Genomic DNA, 15,334 nt, shown 5'->3' on the forward strand with positions numbered 1-15,334 from the left:
CGACATGACCCCCAGTGCGCGGCTCGCCGCCGCGATCGATCTGCTGTCGGCGATGGAGGCCACGCCCCGTCGCCCGGCGGATGCCGTCGCCAATGCCTTCTTCCGTGAACGACGCTATATCGGTGGCGGAGACAGGCGGGCGATATCGGCGCGTGTCTGGACCGTGCTGCGTCACTGGCGCCATCTGGCCTGGTGGCTGGATCGCGCGGGGGCGGCGGCCACGCCCCGGGCGCGGCTGATCGCGGCGCTGGCGCTGATGCCCCAGCCCGGCGAGGCGCCGCAGGACCTGTTCGTGTCCCAGGACCGCTACGCGCCGCAGCCCCTGTCGGCGGCGGAACGGGACCTGGCCACCCGGCTGCGCGGCCAGGCCATGGTCCACCCCGACATGCCGCGTGCGGTCCGGCTGGAAGTGCCGGACTGGCTGCTGCCGCGGCTGGAGGAAACGTTCGGCGCCGACCTGGATGCCGAAGTGGCGGCGCTGGCCGGCGAGGCGACGCTGGACCTGCGGGTGAACCTGCTGAAGACCACGCGGGCCGAGGCCGCGCGCCTGCTGGCCGCCGACGGCATCATGGCCGAACCGACGGGCCTGTCCCCCTGGGGCCTGCGCGTGCCCGGGCGGCAGCCGGTGACGGCCACGGCGGCCTTCAAGTCCGGACTGGTGGAAATCCAGGACGAAGGCAGCCAGATCGTGGTGGCGGCCGCCGACGCGCGGCCCGGCATGCGGGTGCTGGATTACTGCGCGGGCGCCGCCGGCAAGACGCTGGGCATGGCGATGACCATGGAAAATCGCGGCCATATCGTGGCCTGCGACGTCTCCGAACCCCGGCTGGAGGGCGCGGTGCGCCGCCTGCGCCGCGCGGGCGTCCATAATGCGGAACGGCACCTGCTGGTCCCGGGCGACCGCTGGGCCCGGCGGCGGGCCGCCAGCTTCGACCGGGTGCTGGTCGATGCCCCCTGCACCGGAACCGGGACATGGCGGCGCAATCCCGACGCGCGGCTGCGCCTGACCGAGCAGGACCTGGCCGAACTGATGGCCAAGCAGGCCGACATCCTGGCGACCGCCTCCGCCCTGGTGCGGCCGGGCGGGCGTCTGGTCTATGCCACCTGTTCGATCCTGCGCGAGGAGAACCAGGACCGGATCGCGTCGTTCCTGCGCGCCTCGCCGCATTTCCGCCGGGCGGAAACGGTGCCTGACCTGGCGCCCGATCTGGCACAGGATGGGATGATCGCGCTGTCACCCTTGCGGCACGGGACCGACGGATTCTTCGCCGCGATCCTGGAACGCACGGCCTGAACAAAAAAACGTTCTTTTTTAATGACAAAGTGGTCGATCGTTCCGGATTGTCGCTGTCCCGGCCCGCGTTGTAATCTGACGGATATCAAGGCGGCCCAACAGGTCGGGAGACGCAATGCAGGATAATCTGGCCATCGGGATCTTATGCGTGCTGGGCGGCGGAATCGGCGCCCAATGGGTAGCGTGGCGATTCCGGCTGCCGGCCATCGTCCTGCTGTTCGCGCTGGGGCTGCTGTACGGGCCGGGGCTGAACCTGCTGCATCCGTCGGCCGCGATCGGCGGCTATTTCCATCCCATCGTCTCGCTGGCCGTCGCCTTCATCGTGTTCGAAGGCGGGCTGGGGCTGGATTTCCGGCAATGGCGCGCGGCGGGCGAGGGCGTGCTGCGCCTGACGGTCGTGGCCCTGCCGATCAACTGGATCCTGGGCGCGCTGGCGGCGCATTTCGTCGGGCATCTGCACTGGGGCGCATCCTGGCTGTTCGGTGCCATCATCGTGGTGACGGGGCCGACGGTGGTGCTGCCGCTGCTGCGCCACACCAAGCTGCGCCCCCGGGTGGCGGCCTTCCTGCGGTGGGAGGCCATCCTGAACGACCCGGTGGGCGCGATCCTGGCGACGCTGGTGCTGGAATTCCTGATGATCCAGGGCAACCGGCATTCGGGCATGTTCATGGCCGAAATCGTGCCCCACCTGCTGTTCGCCACCATGATGGCGCTGGGCTGCGGGGTGTTTCCGGCCGTGCTGGTGCGGTTTCTGTCCACCCGCGACCTGATCCCGGAAATCCTGCGCATTCCCATCATCCTGACGCTGGCGATGAGCGTCTTCGCGGTCTGCAACTTCGTCATGGAAGGGGCGGGGCTGATGGCCGCCACGGTCTTCGGCATGGCGCTGACGAACATGCACGTCATCGGCATGTCCGAACTGCGGCGGATCAAGGAATCGCTGGGCGTGCTGGTGGTGTCGTGCCTGTTCGTGATGCTGACCGCCGATCTGCATCGCGCGGTGCTGGAACGCCTGTCGCTGCCGATCGTGGCGATGACGCTGACCGTGCTGTTCGTGGTGCGGCCGGTGGGTATCCTGCTGTCCACCATCCGCGCCAACCTGTCGTGGCAGGAACGCCTGTTCGTCGGCTGGATCGCGCCGCGCGGGATCGTGGCCGCCGCCGTCGCCGGCGTCGCCGGCCTGCAATTGCAGGAAGCCGGCTATCCCAGCGCCGACCTGGTGACGCCGGGCGTGTTCGCCCTGATCGCCACCACCATGATCCTGCATGGGTTTTCGCTTCGCCCGCTGGCGCGCGCGCTGCGCCTGACCCTGTCCGACGAACCGGCGCTGGCGATCGTCGGCGCCAGCGCCTGGTCCACCGACCTGGCCGGCGTGCTGCATCGCCTGGGGTGCCCGGTCATGCTGGTGGACACCTGTACCGGCGCGCTGGCCCCCGCGTCACGCGCCGGCATCCCGATCCTGAAGGCGGAACTGCTGTCCGACGAAGGGCTGGAAAGCCTGGAGGAACGGCCGGCGGACTATCTGATCGCGGCGACGCCGGACGCGATCTACAACGGACTGGTCTGCGCGCGGCTGGCGCCGGATTTCGGGCGCCAGCGCGTGTTCCAGGTCAGCCCCGGCGTGGCGCGGCTGGATCTGTACCGGGGGTTGAGCCGCGATTCACGGGGCAGGGTGCTGGGCGATCCGGCATGGAACTTCACGCTGTTCGATACCCTGTTCGAACGGGGCTGGCGCTTTCGCAGCATCCCCTTCGTGCCGCCGCCGGCCGGCGGCGCGGCAGGCGGGACGCCGCCCCCGGGCGAACCCCTTGCCGAAGGCAATCGCCTGACGATCATGACCGTGCGCAAGGGCGTCGCCATCTGGGTCCGGTCGGTCGAGGACGAGGTACCGGTCGAGCCGATGGCCGGAGATACGATCATCATCATGTCGCCCCCGTGAGTCTGTCTGGAAACGCGCGCTGGCGGCGATCCGACGCGCGTTTCCTGTGCTTCGCTGCTCACGGCCATCAAGGCCGCTCCGCTGCGATGCTCGGAAACACACGCCGGCCGTGCCGCTTCGCGGCACTCTCGCTCACCAGCCCACGTTTTCAGACAGACTCCGTCGGGATCAGCCCGGTTCGGGAACTTCGATTTCCGTCAGGCCGGCGGCGAGCAGGCGGCGCAGGTCCGATTCGCGCAGGGCGATGCAGCCTTCGGTCGGGCGGCCATCGGGCGATTGCAGGTGCAGGAAGATCGCCGACCCGCGCCCCGGGACGGGCGGGGCATCATTGTAGCCCAGCACGATCACGATATTGTAAACATCATCGTCCCGCCACAGGCGCTCGTGCCGGGCAGGATGGGGCAGGGCGACAGGGCGGTTGTAATCGGCGTGGGCCGGATCGTCGCACCAGCCGTCGCCGGGCGCCAGCGGTTCCACCGGCAGGCGACAGGCCGGGGGCGGCACGCGGTCCGCGCGATACAGGACGCGCCGCAATGGCAGAAGGCCGGTCGGCGTGGCATGATCGCCTTCCTGCTTCAGCGCCCGAATTCCTGCGGCACCAATCAGGGCCGGAATGCGTTCACCCATGCAATGCAGTTGTGCATCCTGGCCTGTATTCGTTTTTAAAACCGCGCGTATCATTGGGGCCTCCAACCGGGTCGCCTTTCCCCGGGATTCGGTCCTAGAGTGGACGATACCGGCGTAGTCGTGAAAGAGGTACCGTGCGGGGTGGCTGGCTCCGGACGCTGCCGTTTCCGCGCCAGGATGATATAGGTTATGGATACCGGCCCCACGCAGATGGGGAACGGTCAAAATAAAGAGGGTTCGATGGCAGGTGCGCGTCCCATTCTGATAGTGGATGACGATCAGACGTTACGTCATATGCTCGTCGAACAATTGCAGTTGGAAGGAGAGTTCCAGGCGATCGAAGCCGACTCGGTCGCCGATGCCTGGGACAAGCTGAATGCCCCGGGGGCGCGATTCGACGCCATCATCCTGGACGTGACGCTGCCCGACGGGGACGGACGGGATTTCTGCGCCGAGCTGCGGCGCCAGGGCAAGCGGATCCCCATCATCATCCTGACGGGTTCGGACGATGAAACGGACGTGGTACGCGGGCTGGATGCCGGGGCCAACGACTATGTCGCCAAGCCCTTCCGCATCGCCGAGCTGCTGGCCCGGCTGCGCGCCCAGATGCGCATCTTCGAAAACAGCGAGGACGCGGTCTTCTCGATCGGGCCGTATGTGTTCCGTCCGTCGGCCAAGCTGCTGCAGGAACCCACGCGCAACCGCCGCATCCGGCTGACCGAGAAAGAGGCGGCGATCCTGAAATTCCTCTATCGCGCCGGGACGCGGCCGGTGCCGCGCCAGGTCCTGCTGAACGAGGTCTGGGGCTATAACGCCGCCGTCACCACCCACACGCTGGAAACCCACATCTACCGCCTGCGGCAGAAGATCGAGCCCGATCCGACCAACGCGTCGCTGCTGGTGACCGAGGGCGGCGGCTATCGCCTGGACCCCGAGGGTGGAATGCGCATCGCCTGAGTATTGGTCCGGAAACGCGCGCTGGTGGTGATCCGGCGCGCGTTTCCGGGATGCTCCGGTGCGCAGAAACACATGGCGGAGGCGGGCCCTTTGGGACGCTCCCGCTCATCAGCCCACGTTTGCGGGCAGCCCTGTCAGGCGAAATCCATCGCGACGGGCACGTGGTCCGACGTCGTGGGCCAGTCCCGTGCCTCGCGCAGCACCGTCATGTCCTTCAGCGCCGCCGTCAGGTCGGGCGTGATCCAGACATGGTCCAGGCGGCGGCCGCGATTGGAGGCCTTCCAGTCGCGGTTGCGGTAGGACCACCACGTATACAGCTTCTCGTCGGGCGGCACGAAATGGCGCATCGCATCGACGAAGCCGCAGGCCTGCCACGCCATAAGCCGCGTGACTTCCGGTGGGGTGTGGCTGACCACGTTCAGCAGCTGCTTGTGGCTCCACACATCCTGTTCCAGCGGGGCGATGTTCAGGTCACCCACCAGGATGGTGCGGTGGCTGGTGCGGCCCGTGAACCAGGACGTGGCTTCGTCCACGAAAGCCAGCTTGTGGGCGAATTTTGGGTTGGCATCCGGGTCGGGGATGTCGCCACCGGCGGGCACGTAGAAATTATGCAGTTCCACCGGCCGCCCCCCCATGGGGAACGAGGCCGCGATGTGACGGCAGTCGCTGCGGGCGCACCAGTCCGGCGTGTCGTCCAGGGGGGTCAGCGGAACGCGCGACAGGATGGCGACGCCGTTATAGGATTTCATCCCGCGATGCTGGATATGGACATAGCCCAGGTCGCGGATCGCATCGGCGGGGAACAGGTCGTCGGGGACCTTGGTCTCCTGCAGGCAGATGATGTCGGGCCGCAGCTCCGCGCCCAGCCGGGCCAGCAGCGGCAGCCGCAGCCGAAGCGAATTGATATTCCACGTGACGATGCGCATATGTGTGGCATTGCCGATCACGCGTCCCCTGACAAGATCTAATCCGCCACGTGCGCACCGGCGGGCAAAGGGGCGCATTGCCCGGATGATGCGGCGGTCCAAAAAAAATCGCGCGGAGGGGATTTTGTCCACGTTGGGGGATTGACATCCTTATTTTCAAAGGATTGCTGGAAATTCATCTGAAATCTTCGGCAGCTTTCCAATAAAATGCTTTAACTTCAATGGATTACATTGTTGTGCTGTTTTTTTGTGCAATTCAAGCCGGGGGCAGGAAAACCGCCGCCCCCACGATTCTGTCAGCGTCTGCTCCACAGACTTATCCACATGATCGGTGGATGAACGGACGTGCCGCCTGATGGATGCCGATGTCGTGCCGGCCTCGTCGGTGAAGGGGGTCGAGGCGATCCTGCTGGCCCTGCAGACCATGCCGCTTTCCCCGGGCGTCTATCGGATGCTGGGAGAGAAGGGCGAGGTCCTGTACGTGGGCAAGGCCCGGATCCTGAAGCGGCGGGTGACGTCGTACACGCATCTGAGCAAGCTGCCCGAGCGCCTGCGCCGCATGGTGTCCGAGACGGTCACGATGGAGATCGTGACCACGCACACCGAGGCCGAGGCCCTGCTGCTGGAAGCCAACTACATCAAGCGCATGAAGCCGCGCTTCAATATCCTGCTGCGCGACGACAAGAGCTATCCCTGGATCATGCTGACGGATGGCGCGGAATTCCCCCAGGTGACCAAGCATCGGGGCAAGCCGGTCAAGGGGGCGTCGTACTGGGGACCGTTCGCCTCGGCCTGGGCGGTCAACCAGACGCTGAACCTGATCCAGCGGGTCTTCCTGCTGCGCACCTGTTCGGATTCGGTGTTCGCGTCCCGGACGCGGCCCTGCCTGCTGTTCCAGATCAAGCGCTGTTCCGCCCCCTGCGTCGCGCGCATCGGTCAGGCGGAATACGCCCATCTGGTCGAGCAGGCGCGGGCCTTCCTGTCCGGCCAGCGCGGCGGCATCCGCGAGGAACTGGTGCGCGAGATGGAGGCGGCGGCGGCCTCGCTGGAATTCGAGCGGGCGGCGACCATTCGCGACCGTATCCGTGGCTTCGCCGCGATGCAGGATTCCTCGGTCATCAACCCGGCGTCGCTGGATGACGCGGATATCGTGGCGATCGCGCAGGCGGCGGGGCATTCCTGCATCCAGGTCTTCTTCATCCGTGGCGGGCGCAATAACGGCAACCGCGCCTTCTTCCCCGCCCATGCGCGCGACGAGGCGGCGCCGGACATCGTGGGCGCGTTCCTGGCGCAGTTCTATGACGACAAGCCGCCGCCGGCGCAGATCCTGCTGAACTGCGAGATCGCGGAACACGACCTGATGGCCGATGCCCTGGGGATCAAGCGCGGCCGCAAGGTCGAAATCCTGGTGCCGAAGCGGGGCGAGAAGCGGGCTGTGGTCGAACACGCCGAAACGAACGCCCGCGAGGCGCTGGAGCGCAAGCTGGCCGAAAGCACGGCCCAGGCGCGCCTGCTGGAGGGCATGGCCGACCTGTTCGGACTGGATGCCCCCCCGCGGCGGATCGAGATCTACGACAACAGCCATATCATGGGGACCAATGCCTATGGCGTCATGGTGGTGGCGGGACCCGAGGGCTTCGACAAGCGCAGCTACCGCAAGTTCTCGATCCGTGGCCCGATCACGCCGGGCGACGATTTCGCGATGATGCGCGAGGTCCTGGAACGGCGCTTCAGCCGTGCCCTGCGCGAGCGCGACGACTCTGCCGGCGCGTCCAGTCCGGCCGACTGGCCGGATATCGTGCTGATCGACGGCGGCGCCGGCCAGTATTCGGCAGTACGGGCCGTGCTGGACGAACTGGGGGTGACGGACGTGACCCTGGTCGCCATCGCCAAGGGGCCGGACCGCGATGCGGGGCGAGAGTGGTTCCATATGGCGGATCGGCCGCCCTTCCAGTTACCGCCGCGCGATCCGGTGCTGTACTACCTGCAGCGGTTGCGGGACGAGGCCCACCGCTTCGCCATCACCACCCACCGGGCGGGCCGGTCCAAGGCCCTGGTGAAATCGGAACTGGACGAGATCCCGGGCGTGGGCGCGGCGCGCAAGCGGGCGCTGCTGAACCAGTTCGGGTCCGCCCGCGGCGTGCGGCAGGCGGGGCTGGCGGAACTGGAGGCCACGCAAGGGATCAATCGCGAAACCGCGCGCGTTGTCTACGGGCACTTCCATCCGGGCTGGACCGGCGCCTGACGGACGGGCAAGAAGGGTGTACGGTCTGCCAGGCGTGAGCAAATTCGTCATCAGACCGTCGTGAAGAGCCGTTCCTGTCCCCCTCGTGTTGTTGTACTGTTACCGCGATGCTGACCGACCTGCCCAATATCCTGACCTTGTCGCGGATTGTGCAGATTCCCGTTCTGGTGGCCATTGTGGCGATAGGGGCTCCGGTCACGGATTGTGCGGCGTGCCTGCTGTTCATCGCCGCCGGCATCACCGATTACCTGGACGGCAAGCTGGCGCGTGCCTGGCATCAATATTCCGACCTGGGCCGGATGCTGGACCCGATCGCCGACAAGCTGCTGGTGGGCGCGTCGCTGATGATGCTGGCCGGATGCGACCGTCTGCCGTTCGGGTCGCTGTATCCCGCCATCATCATCCTGGCGCGGGAGATCCTGATCAGCGGGCTGCGCGAATTCCTGGCCTCGACCCGTATCAGCCTTCCGGTCACGCGGCTGGCGAAATGGAAGACCGGCATCCAGATGACCGCGATCGGCTTCCTGCTGGCGGGTGACAGCACGGGGCGGCTGCTGCACCTGGAATGGATGCACGTCGGCACGGTCGGGGCCGTCCTGTTGTGGATTGCCGCGGCGCTGACCGTCCTGACGGGATGGGATTACCTGCTGACCGGGCTGCGTCATGTGGGCCGGAATGGCGGGGTGTCGAAAATCGCCCCCTGATTGTATCTCTATGTTCTATGCTACTTGAGGTTGCGGTGAGGAATGGGCAGACTTCCTCTTGCCGGCGAACGGGGTTGCCGAGGGGGAGGGGGACGATGCGCAGGACGGCGGTGCTGTCATGGCTTGTGCTGCCATTGCTTGTACCGCAGGCCGGATGTGCCGGTTTCGGCAAGCTGATGGCCGATGACGCGACCTTTCCGGGCGCCAACCCCAACATGCCGGTGGGCGATGCAGAAAATCTGCGTCGCGCGCGGGGCGAGGCCGCGTCCGACCAGCCGATCCTGCCCCAGGGCGGCAATATGTGGCCGGGACCGCCCGCGCCGCTGCCCACCCTGGGCGACGCGTCGCGCGAGCATGCCGGTCCGGATGACGGATTGCCGGCTGATGCCACCGGTTCCGAACTGCCCGAGGGCGGCACCCTGAGCGCGGGCGAGCAGGCCGAGATCCGGGGCGGCGTGCAGGGGATTTCGGGCACGCCACCAGCGGTGGTGCATGACGATTCCGCCCGCTACCGCTCCGGCCAGGCGGCCTCGACCATCGTCATCCCGAACGGGGATGGCACCAGCACCATCATCGCACCGGACGGAACGGTGAAGACGGTGAAGGACCCGCCGACCGTCCCCAGATAAGAGGCTTCAAGGCGCAAACGTGGTTACGATCCTGTATTTCGCATGGCTCAGGGACCGGCTGGGACGATCGGGGGAATCGATCGCCCTGCCGGAGGGCGGCTGTTCGGTCGGTGAGCTGATGCAGCGCCTGAGCGTGCGCGACGCCGCGTACGGGCAGGTGTTCGGCCCGGATGGCGGGCCGATCCGCTGCGCAGTCAACCAGGAATTCGCCAGTCACGCGGACCACGTGGGGCCGGGTGACGAACTGGCCTTCTTCCCGCCGGTCACAGGGGGATAGGGCATGCGGGTCGATGTCCGGGTCCAGGCCGACCCGTTTTCCCTGGACGTGGAAACCGCCCGGCTGACGCGGGACGGGCACGATATCGGGGGGATGGGTATGTTCCTGGGGGTCGTGCGGGGCGGCGACGGGCTGGCGGCGCTGACGCTGGAACATTACCCGGGCATGACCGAATCCATGATCGCGCGAATCGTCCACGAGGCCGGCGCGCGATTCGGCCTGCTGGCCTGCACGGTCATCCATCGTGTCGGACGGCTGGAGGTCGGCGCGCCGATCGTGCTGGTGCTGTGTGCCGCCGCCCATCGCGGCGCGGCGCTGGAGGCCACGTCCTTCGTCATCGACTGGCTGAAGACCCGGGCCCCGTTCTGGAAGCGCGAGGACCGCGCCGATGGAAGCAGCGCCTGGGTCGAAGCGCGCGAAAGCGACGAGGCCGCGGCCACGCGCTGGGGTCCGGTCGGCTGACGCGGCACGCGCGGGGCGATTCGCTCCGCGACGCGGCCGGGGGAAGAAAAAAAACATTTCCCTTGACCCGAGGAAAGCCGGGGAAAGTTTTGAATCCGCTCGGGATCGCGCCCTTGCCGTTCGGGTGGCTTCATATATCTAGTGCTCTTCAGTTGCCCGGCCGCGATATGTAGGGGCATAATCACGATACGGGCATAGGGCGCATCGCTGCCATGTCCGGCGATTCACGGAGATGATGGATGACCCTGGACGACGTATCCGGAACTGTGTCTGATCATTCCGCCGGCGAGCGAGACCTGTTCCAGGACCGCGACCCCGCCCAGTCATCAGGCCAGCCCTCCAGCCAGCAATCTTCCACCCCGCAGTCCCCCGCCCAGATGCAGGACATGTTCGACGATGTCGTGCAGTTGCCCGGCCATCATCCGGTTCGGGTGAACCGGTCGCGCGACGCGCTGCTGACGCCGTTCGGCAAGGCGACGCTGGATAACCGCTACCTGCTGGAAGGCGAGAGCTATCAGGACCTGTTCGGCCGTGTCTCGTCCTATTACGGCGCCGATCCGGGCCACGCGCAGCGGCTGTACGACTATATGTCGCGCCACTGGTTCATGCCGGCCACGCCGGTCCTGTCCAATGGCGGCACCACGCGCGGCCTGCCGATTTCCTGCTTCCTGAACGAGGCGAACGACAGCCTGCGCGGCATCGTCGACCTGTGGAACGAGAATGTGTGGCTGGCCAGCAAGGGCGGCGGCATCGGCTCGTACTGGGGCAACCTGCGCTCGATCGGCGAGAATGTGGGCCGCAACGGCAAGACGTCGGGTGTCATTCCGTTCATTCGCGTCATGGACAGCCTGACGCTGGCGATCAGCCAGGGGTCGCTGCGGCGCGGCTCGGCCGCCGTCTACCTGCCGGTCTGGCATCCCGAGATCGAGGAATTCATCGAACTGCGCCGTCCGACCGGCGGCGATCCGAACCGCAAGGCGCTGAACCTGCATCACGGCGTTCTGGTGTCCGACGCGTTCATGCGCGCGGTGGCCGAGGACGGGGAATGGGCTCTGCTGTCGCCCAAGGACGGCGCGCATATCCGCAAGATTTCGGCGCGGTCGCTGTGGATTCGCATCCTGACGGCGCGGATGGAGCAGGGCGAGCCCTACATCATCTATTCCGACCATGTGAACAACGCGCGGCCGGAACACCACAAGATGGCGGGGCTGGAGGTCAAGACCTCGAACCTGTGCGCGGAAATCACCCTGCCGACCGGCATGGACCATCACGGCAACGAACGAACCGCCGTCTGCTGCCTGTCGTCGCTGAACCTGGAAACCTGGGACGAGTGGAAGGACGATCCGCGCTTCATCGAAGACGTGATGCTGTTCCTGGACAACGTGCTGCAGGATTTCATCGACCGCGCCCCCGATGACATGGAGCGCGCGAAATACGCGGCGTCGCGCGAACGGTCGGTCGGGTTGGGGGTGATGGGGTTCCATTCCTTCCTGCAGGCGAACAACATTCCCTTCGAAAGCGTGATCGCCAAGGTCTGGAACAAGCGGATCTTCAAGCATATCCGCGAACAGGCGGACCTTGCCTCGCGCAAGCTGGCCGAACTGCGCGGTCCGTGCCCGGATGCGGCGGAATACGGCTTCATGGAACGGTTTTCCAACAAGCTGGCCATTGCGCCCACGGCGTCGATCTCGATCATCGCCGGCAATGCCAGCCCGGGGATCGAGCCGATCGCGGCCAACGTGTTCCTGCAGAAGACCCTTTCGGGATCGTTCACCGTGCGCAACCGGCACCTGCTGAAGCTGCTGATCGACAAGGGACAGAATACCGAAGAGGTCTGGTCGTCGATCACCCTGACCAAGGGCAGCGTGCAGCATCTGGATTTCCTGACCCAGCAGGAAAAGGACGTGTTCAAGACCGCCTTCGAACTCGACCAGCGCTGGGTGGTCGAGCATGCGGCCGACCGGGCGGGCTATATCTGCCAGGCCCAGTCGATCAACCTGTTCCTGCCGGCGGACGTGCATAAGCGCGACCTGCACCAGATCCATTATCTGGCGTGGAAGCGGGGGGTGAAGTCGCTGTACTATTGCCGTTCGCTGTCCATCCAGCGGGCGGACACGGTCAGCAACGTGCTGGGCAAGGTTGATGTCATGGCCGACGAACCTTCCGCTCCTGCTCCCGCTCCCGCCAGCCCGCCGGCATCTTCCAACAATTACGACGAATGCCTGGCCTGCCAGTGAGAGACGACATGACCGACATCACCAACGCGACCGGCACGGCACCGGAGAGCGCGCCCCAGCCGACAGGGGTCGAGGCGCGCCTCGACCTGCTGACGTCCAATCCGATCTACAAGCCGTTCCGCTACCCCTGGGCGTACGATGCGTGGCTGACGCAGCAGCGCGTGCACTGGCTGCCCGAGGAAGTGCCGCTGGCCGATGACGTCAAGGACTGGCACCGCACCCTGACCGAGAGCGAGCAGCATCTGGTCACGCAGATCTTCCGCTTCTTCACGCAGTCGGACGTGGAGGTGAACAACTGCTACATGAAGCACTACAGCCGGGTATTCAAACCGACCGAAGTGCTGATGATGCTGTCCGCCTTCTCGAACATCGAGACGATCCATATCGCCGCCTACAGTCATCTGCTCGACACCATCGGCATGCCCGAGATGGAATACTCGGCCTTCCTCAAATACAAGGAGATGAAGGACAAGTATGACTACATGCAGGGCTTCTCGGTGGACAGCAAGCCCGAGATCGCCCGCACGCTGGCGGCCTTCGGCGCGTTCACCGAGGGGCTGCAGCTCTTCGCGTCCTTCGCCATCCTGCTGAACTTCCCGCGCTTCAACAAGCTGAAGGGCATGGGGCAGATCGTGTCGTGGTCGGTGCGCGACGAAACGCTGCACTGCCTGTCCATGGCCCGGCTGTTCCGCGTGTTCATCCAGGAAAATCCCGAAATCTGGACCGACGCCCTGCGCGCGGACATCGTCCAGATCTGCCGCGACATCGTCGAGCACGAGGACGCCTTCATCGATCTGTGCTTCGAGATGGGGCCGGTCGAAGGGCTGGATGGCGACCTGGTCAAGACCTATATCCGCTTCATCGCGGACCGGCGGCTGAACCTGCTGGGGCTGGACGGGATCTATGACGTGCCCAGCAATCCGCTGCCGTGGGTGGACGACATGCTGAACGCCGTCGAGCACACCAATTTCTTCGAAAACCGCTCCACGGAATACAGCCGCGCCTCGACCACGGGGTCGTGGGAAGAGGCGTTCGAGGAAAGCGTTTTCCAGAACGGAAACGCGGGCTGACCGTCAGGCGATCGGCGCGCCGTCGCGCAGGACGGCTTCGGCCTGCGGGGTGAAGCTGCCGTCGTCGCGGTGCAGGGTCATGCCCGGCATCAGGACGGCCTCGCCGCGCGCGCCGACGCGTCCCTGGATCAGCATGATCCGGGCAGCCCGCCCGGCCTTGGGCCAGAAGGGGAAGAGCGAGATCGCCCCGATTCCGTGCGCGCGCATCGCGGCCACGGCCATATCCAGCAATCCCGCGGGCAGGGCGAGGGTCAGCGTGCCGCGATGGCGCACCTGGCGCCCCAGGGCGCGGATCCACAGCGCGATCATGTCGGGCGAGCCCACGCGCCGCGCCAGGTCCCGCCGGGCGTCGGGCGAGGCGCTGGCGGCGTTGTGATGCCAGGGGGGATTGGCGAAGGCATGGTCGAAGCCGCCGCCATCGGGCGGAAAGACCGGCGGGCCGGGCAGGTCGGGCAGGGCGGTGCGGACCACGGCCAGGCGATCGAATCCGTTATCGGCGAAATTGGCCTGCGCCAGGGCGGCGGTCCGCTCGTCACGTTCCAGCCCCACGCCGGAGATGGCGGGAACGCGGTGGGCCAGGCACATCAGGCCCGCGCCGGCGCCGCATCCGCCCTCCAGCACCCGCGCGCCGGGGCGGGCGGGGACGTAGGCTGCCATCAGGACGGGTTCCAGGCCGGTGCGGTAGCCGTGGCGGAATTGCCGGTAGCGGAGACGGCCGTTCAGCAGGGTTCCGTGGCTCAGCGCGTCCGGATTCGCGTCGTCGGGGGCGCAGGGCTGATCCGGCATCGCCTCATGCATCGTGTCCTTCGGCTTGACCGTCATTCCCGCGCCGCTCATATGTTCTGAAGACCAACCCTACGGAGCCGGGGAGCTTAACCTTTTGGGCGTTGCAGTCACTCTGCCGGAATCCGAGAGAACGGCAAGCGCGAAGAACGCGGAATCCAGCGATCCGGTGACGGAGAGCGCGGAAACGGCGCTGCGGGACCTCTCGGACTATCTTGGCGACGACATGGCGGCGTGCAACCGCGCGATCGTCGAACGGATGGACAGTCCGGTCGCCCTGATTCCGCAACTGGCCGCCCACCTGGTGGCGGCCGGGGGGAAGCGGCTGCGGCCCTTGCTGACCCTGGCGGCGGCGCGGCTGTGCGACTATCCGGCCGGACCGGAGCACCAGCGCCATGTCTCGCTGGCCGCGTGCGTGGAATTCATCCACACGGCCACGCTGCTGCATGACGACGTGGTGGATGAAAGCCTGCTTCGGCGCGGCCTGGCCAGCGCGAACGCCGTGTTCGGCAACAAGGCGTCGGTGCTGGTGGGCGATTTCCTGTTCGCCCGGTCGTTCCAGTTGATGACCGATGACGGGTCGCTGAAGGTGATGGCCATCCTGTCCTCGGCCTCGGCGACGATCGCCGAGGGCGAAGTCCTGCAGATGTCCACGCAGAACGATCTCTCGACCTCGGTCGAACAGTATCTGGAGGTCATCCACGGCAAGACGGCGGCCCTGTTCGCCGCGGCATGCCGCGTCGGCGCCGTCGTCGCCGAACGGCCGGAAGCCGAGGAACTGGCCCTGGAATCCTTCGGCACCAATCTGGGCATGGCGTTCCAGCTTGTGGACGACGCGCTGGATTATGCCGCCGACCAGGCAGTGCTGGGCAAGACGGTGGGCGACGATTTCCGCGAGGGCAAGATCACCCTGCCGGTCCTGGCCGCCTATGCCGCCGGAGACGAGGAGGAGCGCGTCTTCTGGCGCCGGGTCATCGAGCAGAGCGAGCAGGCGCCGGAAGACCTGGACCGTGCCCTGGCCCTGATCGCCAAGACCGATGCGATCGGGGTGACGCTGGACCGGGCCGCGCTCTACGCCCAGGCGGCCCGCGACGCGCTGGAAATCTTCCCCGACAGCCGCCTGCGCCGCCTGTTGCAGGATACGGCGGCCTACACGGTCAGTCGCGGCCGATAAAAACGACCGG

The 15,334-nt window shown here is 66.6% G+C and carries 14 protein-coding genes; 11 read left to right on the forward strand and 3 right to left on the reverse strand.

Annotation, left to right across the window (positions count from 1 at the left end; all coding sequences use genetic code 11):
- Positions 1-4 precede the first annotated feature (4 nt).
- Together GDI_RS08620 and GDI_RS08625 are read left to right on the forward strand one after the other, a co-directional pair.
- Positions 5-1,294: an RsmB/NOP family class I SAM-dependent RNA methyltransferase gene (locus GDI_RS08620; protein ID WP_012552935.1), complete on the forward strand. Its 1,290-nt coding sequence runs from the start codon at positions 5-7 to the stop codon at positions 1,292-1,294.
- A 115-nt stretch (positions 1,295-1,409) separates the two neighbouring features.
- Positions 1,410-3,233, forward strand: coding sequence for a cation:proton antiporter (locus tag GDI_RS08625; RefSeq protein WP_012225364.1), 1,824 nt, complete (start codon positions 1,410-1,412; stop codon positions 3,231-3,233).
- Positions 3,234-3,401: 168 nt separating this feature from the next.
- Here the strand turns inward: GDI_RS08625 and GDI_RS08630 are convergent, their stop codons facing one another.
- Positions 3,402-3,860 (reverse strand): L,D-transpeptidase family protein, encoded by a 459-nt coding sequence (locus GDI_RS08630; protein ID WP_081482871.1) that lies wholly within the window; start codon positions 3,858-3,860, stop codon positions 3,402-3,404.
- Positions 3,861-4,100: 240 nt separating this feature from the next.
- Between GDI_RS08630 and GDI_RS08635 the strand changes: the two genes are divergently transcribed.
- Entirely contained in the window at positions 4,101-4,817 is a 717-nt protein-coding gene (locus tag GDI_RS08635; RefSeq protein ID WP_012552938.1) for a response regulator transcription factor, read from the forward strand.
- Positions 4,818-4,951: 134 nt separating this feature from the next.
- Here GDI_RS08635 and GDI_RS08640 read toward each other — a convergent pair whose 3' ends face one another.
- The gene (locus tag GDI_RS08640; protein WP_173363369.1) at positions 4,952-5,743 is read right to left on the reverse strand and encodes an exodeoxyribonuclease III; all 792 of its coding nucleotides are present in this window, start codon (positions 5,741-5,743) and stop codon (positions 4,952-4,954) included.
- A gap of 355 nt (positions 5,744-6,098) precedes the next feature.
- On the opposite strand from GDI_RS08640, the gene uvrC reads away from it, so the two are divergent.
- From uvrC to GDI_RS08675, 7 genes are all read left to right on the forward strand, one after another.
- Positions 6,099-7,988: an excinuclease ABC subunit UvrC gene (gene uvrC / locus GDI_RS08645; RefSeq protein ID WP_012552939.1), complete on the forward strand. Its 1,890-nt coding sequence runs from the start codon at positions 6,099-6,101 to the stop codon at positions 7,986-7,988.
- A gap of 107 nt (positions 7,989-8,095) precedes the next feature.
- Positions 8,096-8,692 carry a CDP-diacylglycerol--glycerol-3-phosphate 3-phosphatidyltransferase gene (gene pgsA, locus GDI_RS08650; protein ID WP_012225371.1) on the forward strand — a complete coding sequence of 199 codons (597 nt, stop codon included), beginning with the start codon at positions 8,096-8,098 and terminating at the stop codon, positions 8,690-8,692.
- Between the two features lie 95 nt (positions 8,693-8,787).
- The gene (locus GDI_RS08655) at positions 8,788-9,321 is read left to right on the forward strand and encodes a hypothetical protein (protein WP_231854281.1); all 534 of its coding nucleotides are present in this window, start codon (positions 8,788-8,790) and stop codon (positions 9,319-9,321) included.
- A 19-nt stretch (positions 9,322-9,340) separates the two neighbouring features.
- A complete protein-coding gene (locus GDI_RS08660) occupies positions 9,341-9,598 on the forward strand; it encodes a MoaD/ThiS family protein (protein WP_012225373.1) in 258 nt (85 codons plus the stop codon).
- 3 nt (positions 9,599-9,601) lie between these two features.
- Positions 9,602-10,060 (forward strand): molybdenum cofactor biosynthesis protein MoaE, encoded by a 459-nt coding sequence (locus GDI_RS08665; protein ID WP_012225374.1) that lies wholly within the window; start codon positions 9,602-9,604, stop codon positions 10,058-10,060.
- A gap of 377 nt (positions 10,061-10,437) precedes the next feature.
- The gene (locus tag GDI_RS08670; protein ID WP_390614176.1) at positions 10,438-12,297 is read left to right on the forward strand and encodes a ribonucleoside-diphosphate reductase subunit alpha; all 1,860 of its coding nucleotides are present in this window, start codon (positions 10,438-10,440) and stop codon (positions 12,295-12,297) included.
- Positions 12,298-12,305: 8 nt separating this feature from the next.
- Positions 12,306-13,367 carry a ribonucleotide-diphosphate reductase subunit beta gene (locus GDI_RS08675; RefSeq protein ID WP_012225376.1) on the forward strand — a complete coding sequence of 354 codons (1,062 nt, stop codon included), beginning with the start codon at positions 12,306-12,308 and terminating at the stop codon, positions 13,365-13,367.
- Between the two features lie 3 nt (positions 13,368-13,370).
- Here the strand turns inward: GDI_RS08675 and GDI_RS08680 are convergent, their stop codons facing one another.
- Positions 13,371-14,189, reverse strand: coding sequence for a tRNA1(Val) (adenine(37)-N6)-methyltransferase (locus GDI_RS08680; RefSeq protein ID WP_012552941.1), 819 nt, complete (start codon positions 14,187-14,189; stop codon positions 13,371-13,373).
- A 58-nt stretch (positions 14,190-14,247) separates the two neighbouring features.
- Between GDI_RS08680 and GDI_RS08685 the strand changes: the two genes are divergently transcribed.
- Positions 14,248-15,324 carry a polyprenyl synthetase family protein gene (locus GDI_RS08685; protein ID WP_012225378.1) on the forward strand — a complete coding sequence of 359 codons (1,077 nt, stop codon included), beginning with the start codon at positions 14,248-14,250 and terminating at the stop codon, positions 15,322-15,324.
- Positions 15,325-15,334 lie beyond the last annotated feature (10 nt).

It is taken from the genome of Gluconacetobacter diazotrophicus PA1 5 (assembly GCF_000067045.1).
Classification (GTDB): domain Bacteria; phylum Pseudomonadota; class Alphaproteobacteria; order Acetobacterales; family Acetobacteraceae; genus Gluconacetobacter; species Gluconacetobacter diazotrophicus.

Coding starts and splice junctions, on each gene's coding strand:
- GDI_RS08620 (WP_012552935.1), top strand. CDS start 5: ATGACCCCCAGTGCGCGGCTCGCCGCCGCGATCGATCTGCTGTCGGCG.
- pgsA (WP_012225371.1), top strand. CDS start 8,096: ATGCTGACCGACCTGCCCAATATCCTGACCTTGTCGCGGATTGTGCAG.
- GDI_RS08640 (WP_173363369.1), bottom strand. CDS start 5,743: ATGCGCATCGTCACGTGGAATATCAATTCGCTTCGGCTGCGGCTGCCG.
- GDI_RS08630 (WP_081482871.1), bottom strand. CDS start 3,860: ATGGGTGAACGCATTCCGGCCCTGATTGGTGCCGCAGGAATTCGGGCG.
- GDI_RS08670 (WP_390614176.1), top strand. CDS start 10,438: ATGCAGGACATGTTCGACGATGTCGTGCAGTTGCCCGGCCATCATCCG.
- GDI_RS08625 (WP_012225364.1), top strand. CDS start 1,410: ATGCAGGATAATCTGGCCATCGGGATCTTATGCGTGCTGGGCGGCGGA.
- GDI_RS08635 (WP_012552938.1), top strand. CDS start 4,101: ATGGCAGGTGCGCGTCCCATTCTGATAGTGGATGACGATCAGACGTTA.
- GDI_RS08655 (WP_231854281.1), top strand. CDS start 8,788: ATGCGCAGGACGGCGGTGCTGTCATGGCTTGTGCTGCCATTGCTTGTA.
- GDI_RS08665 (WP_012225374.1), top strand. CDS start 9,602: ATGCGGGTCGATGTCCGGGTCCAGGCCGACCCGTTTTCCCTGGACGTG.
- uvrC (WP_012552939.1), top strand. CDS start 6,099: ATGGATGCCGATGTCGTGCCGGCCTCGTCGGTGAAGGGGGTCGAGGCG.
- GDI_RS08680 (WP_012552941.1), bottom strand. CDS start 14,189: ATGACGGTCAAGCCGAAGGACACGATGCATGAGGCGATGCCGGATCAG.
- GDI_RS08675 (WP_012225376.1), top strand. CDS start 12,306: ATGACCGACATCACCAACGCGACCGGCACGGCACCGGAGAGCGCGCCC.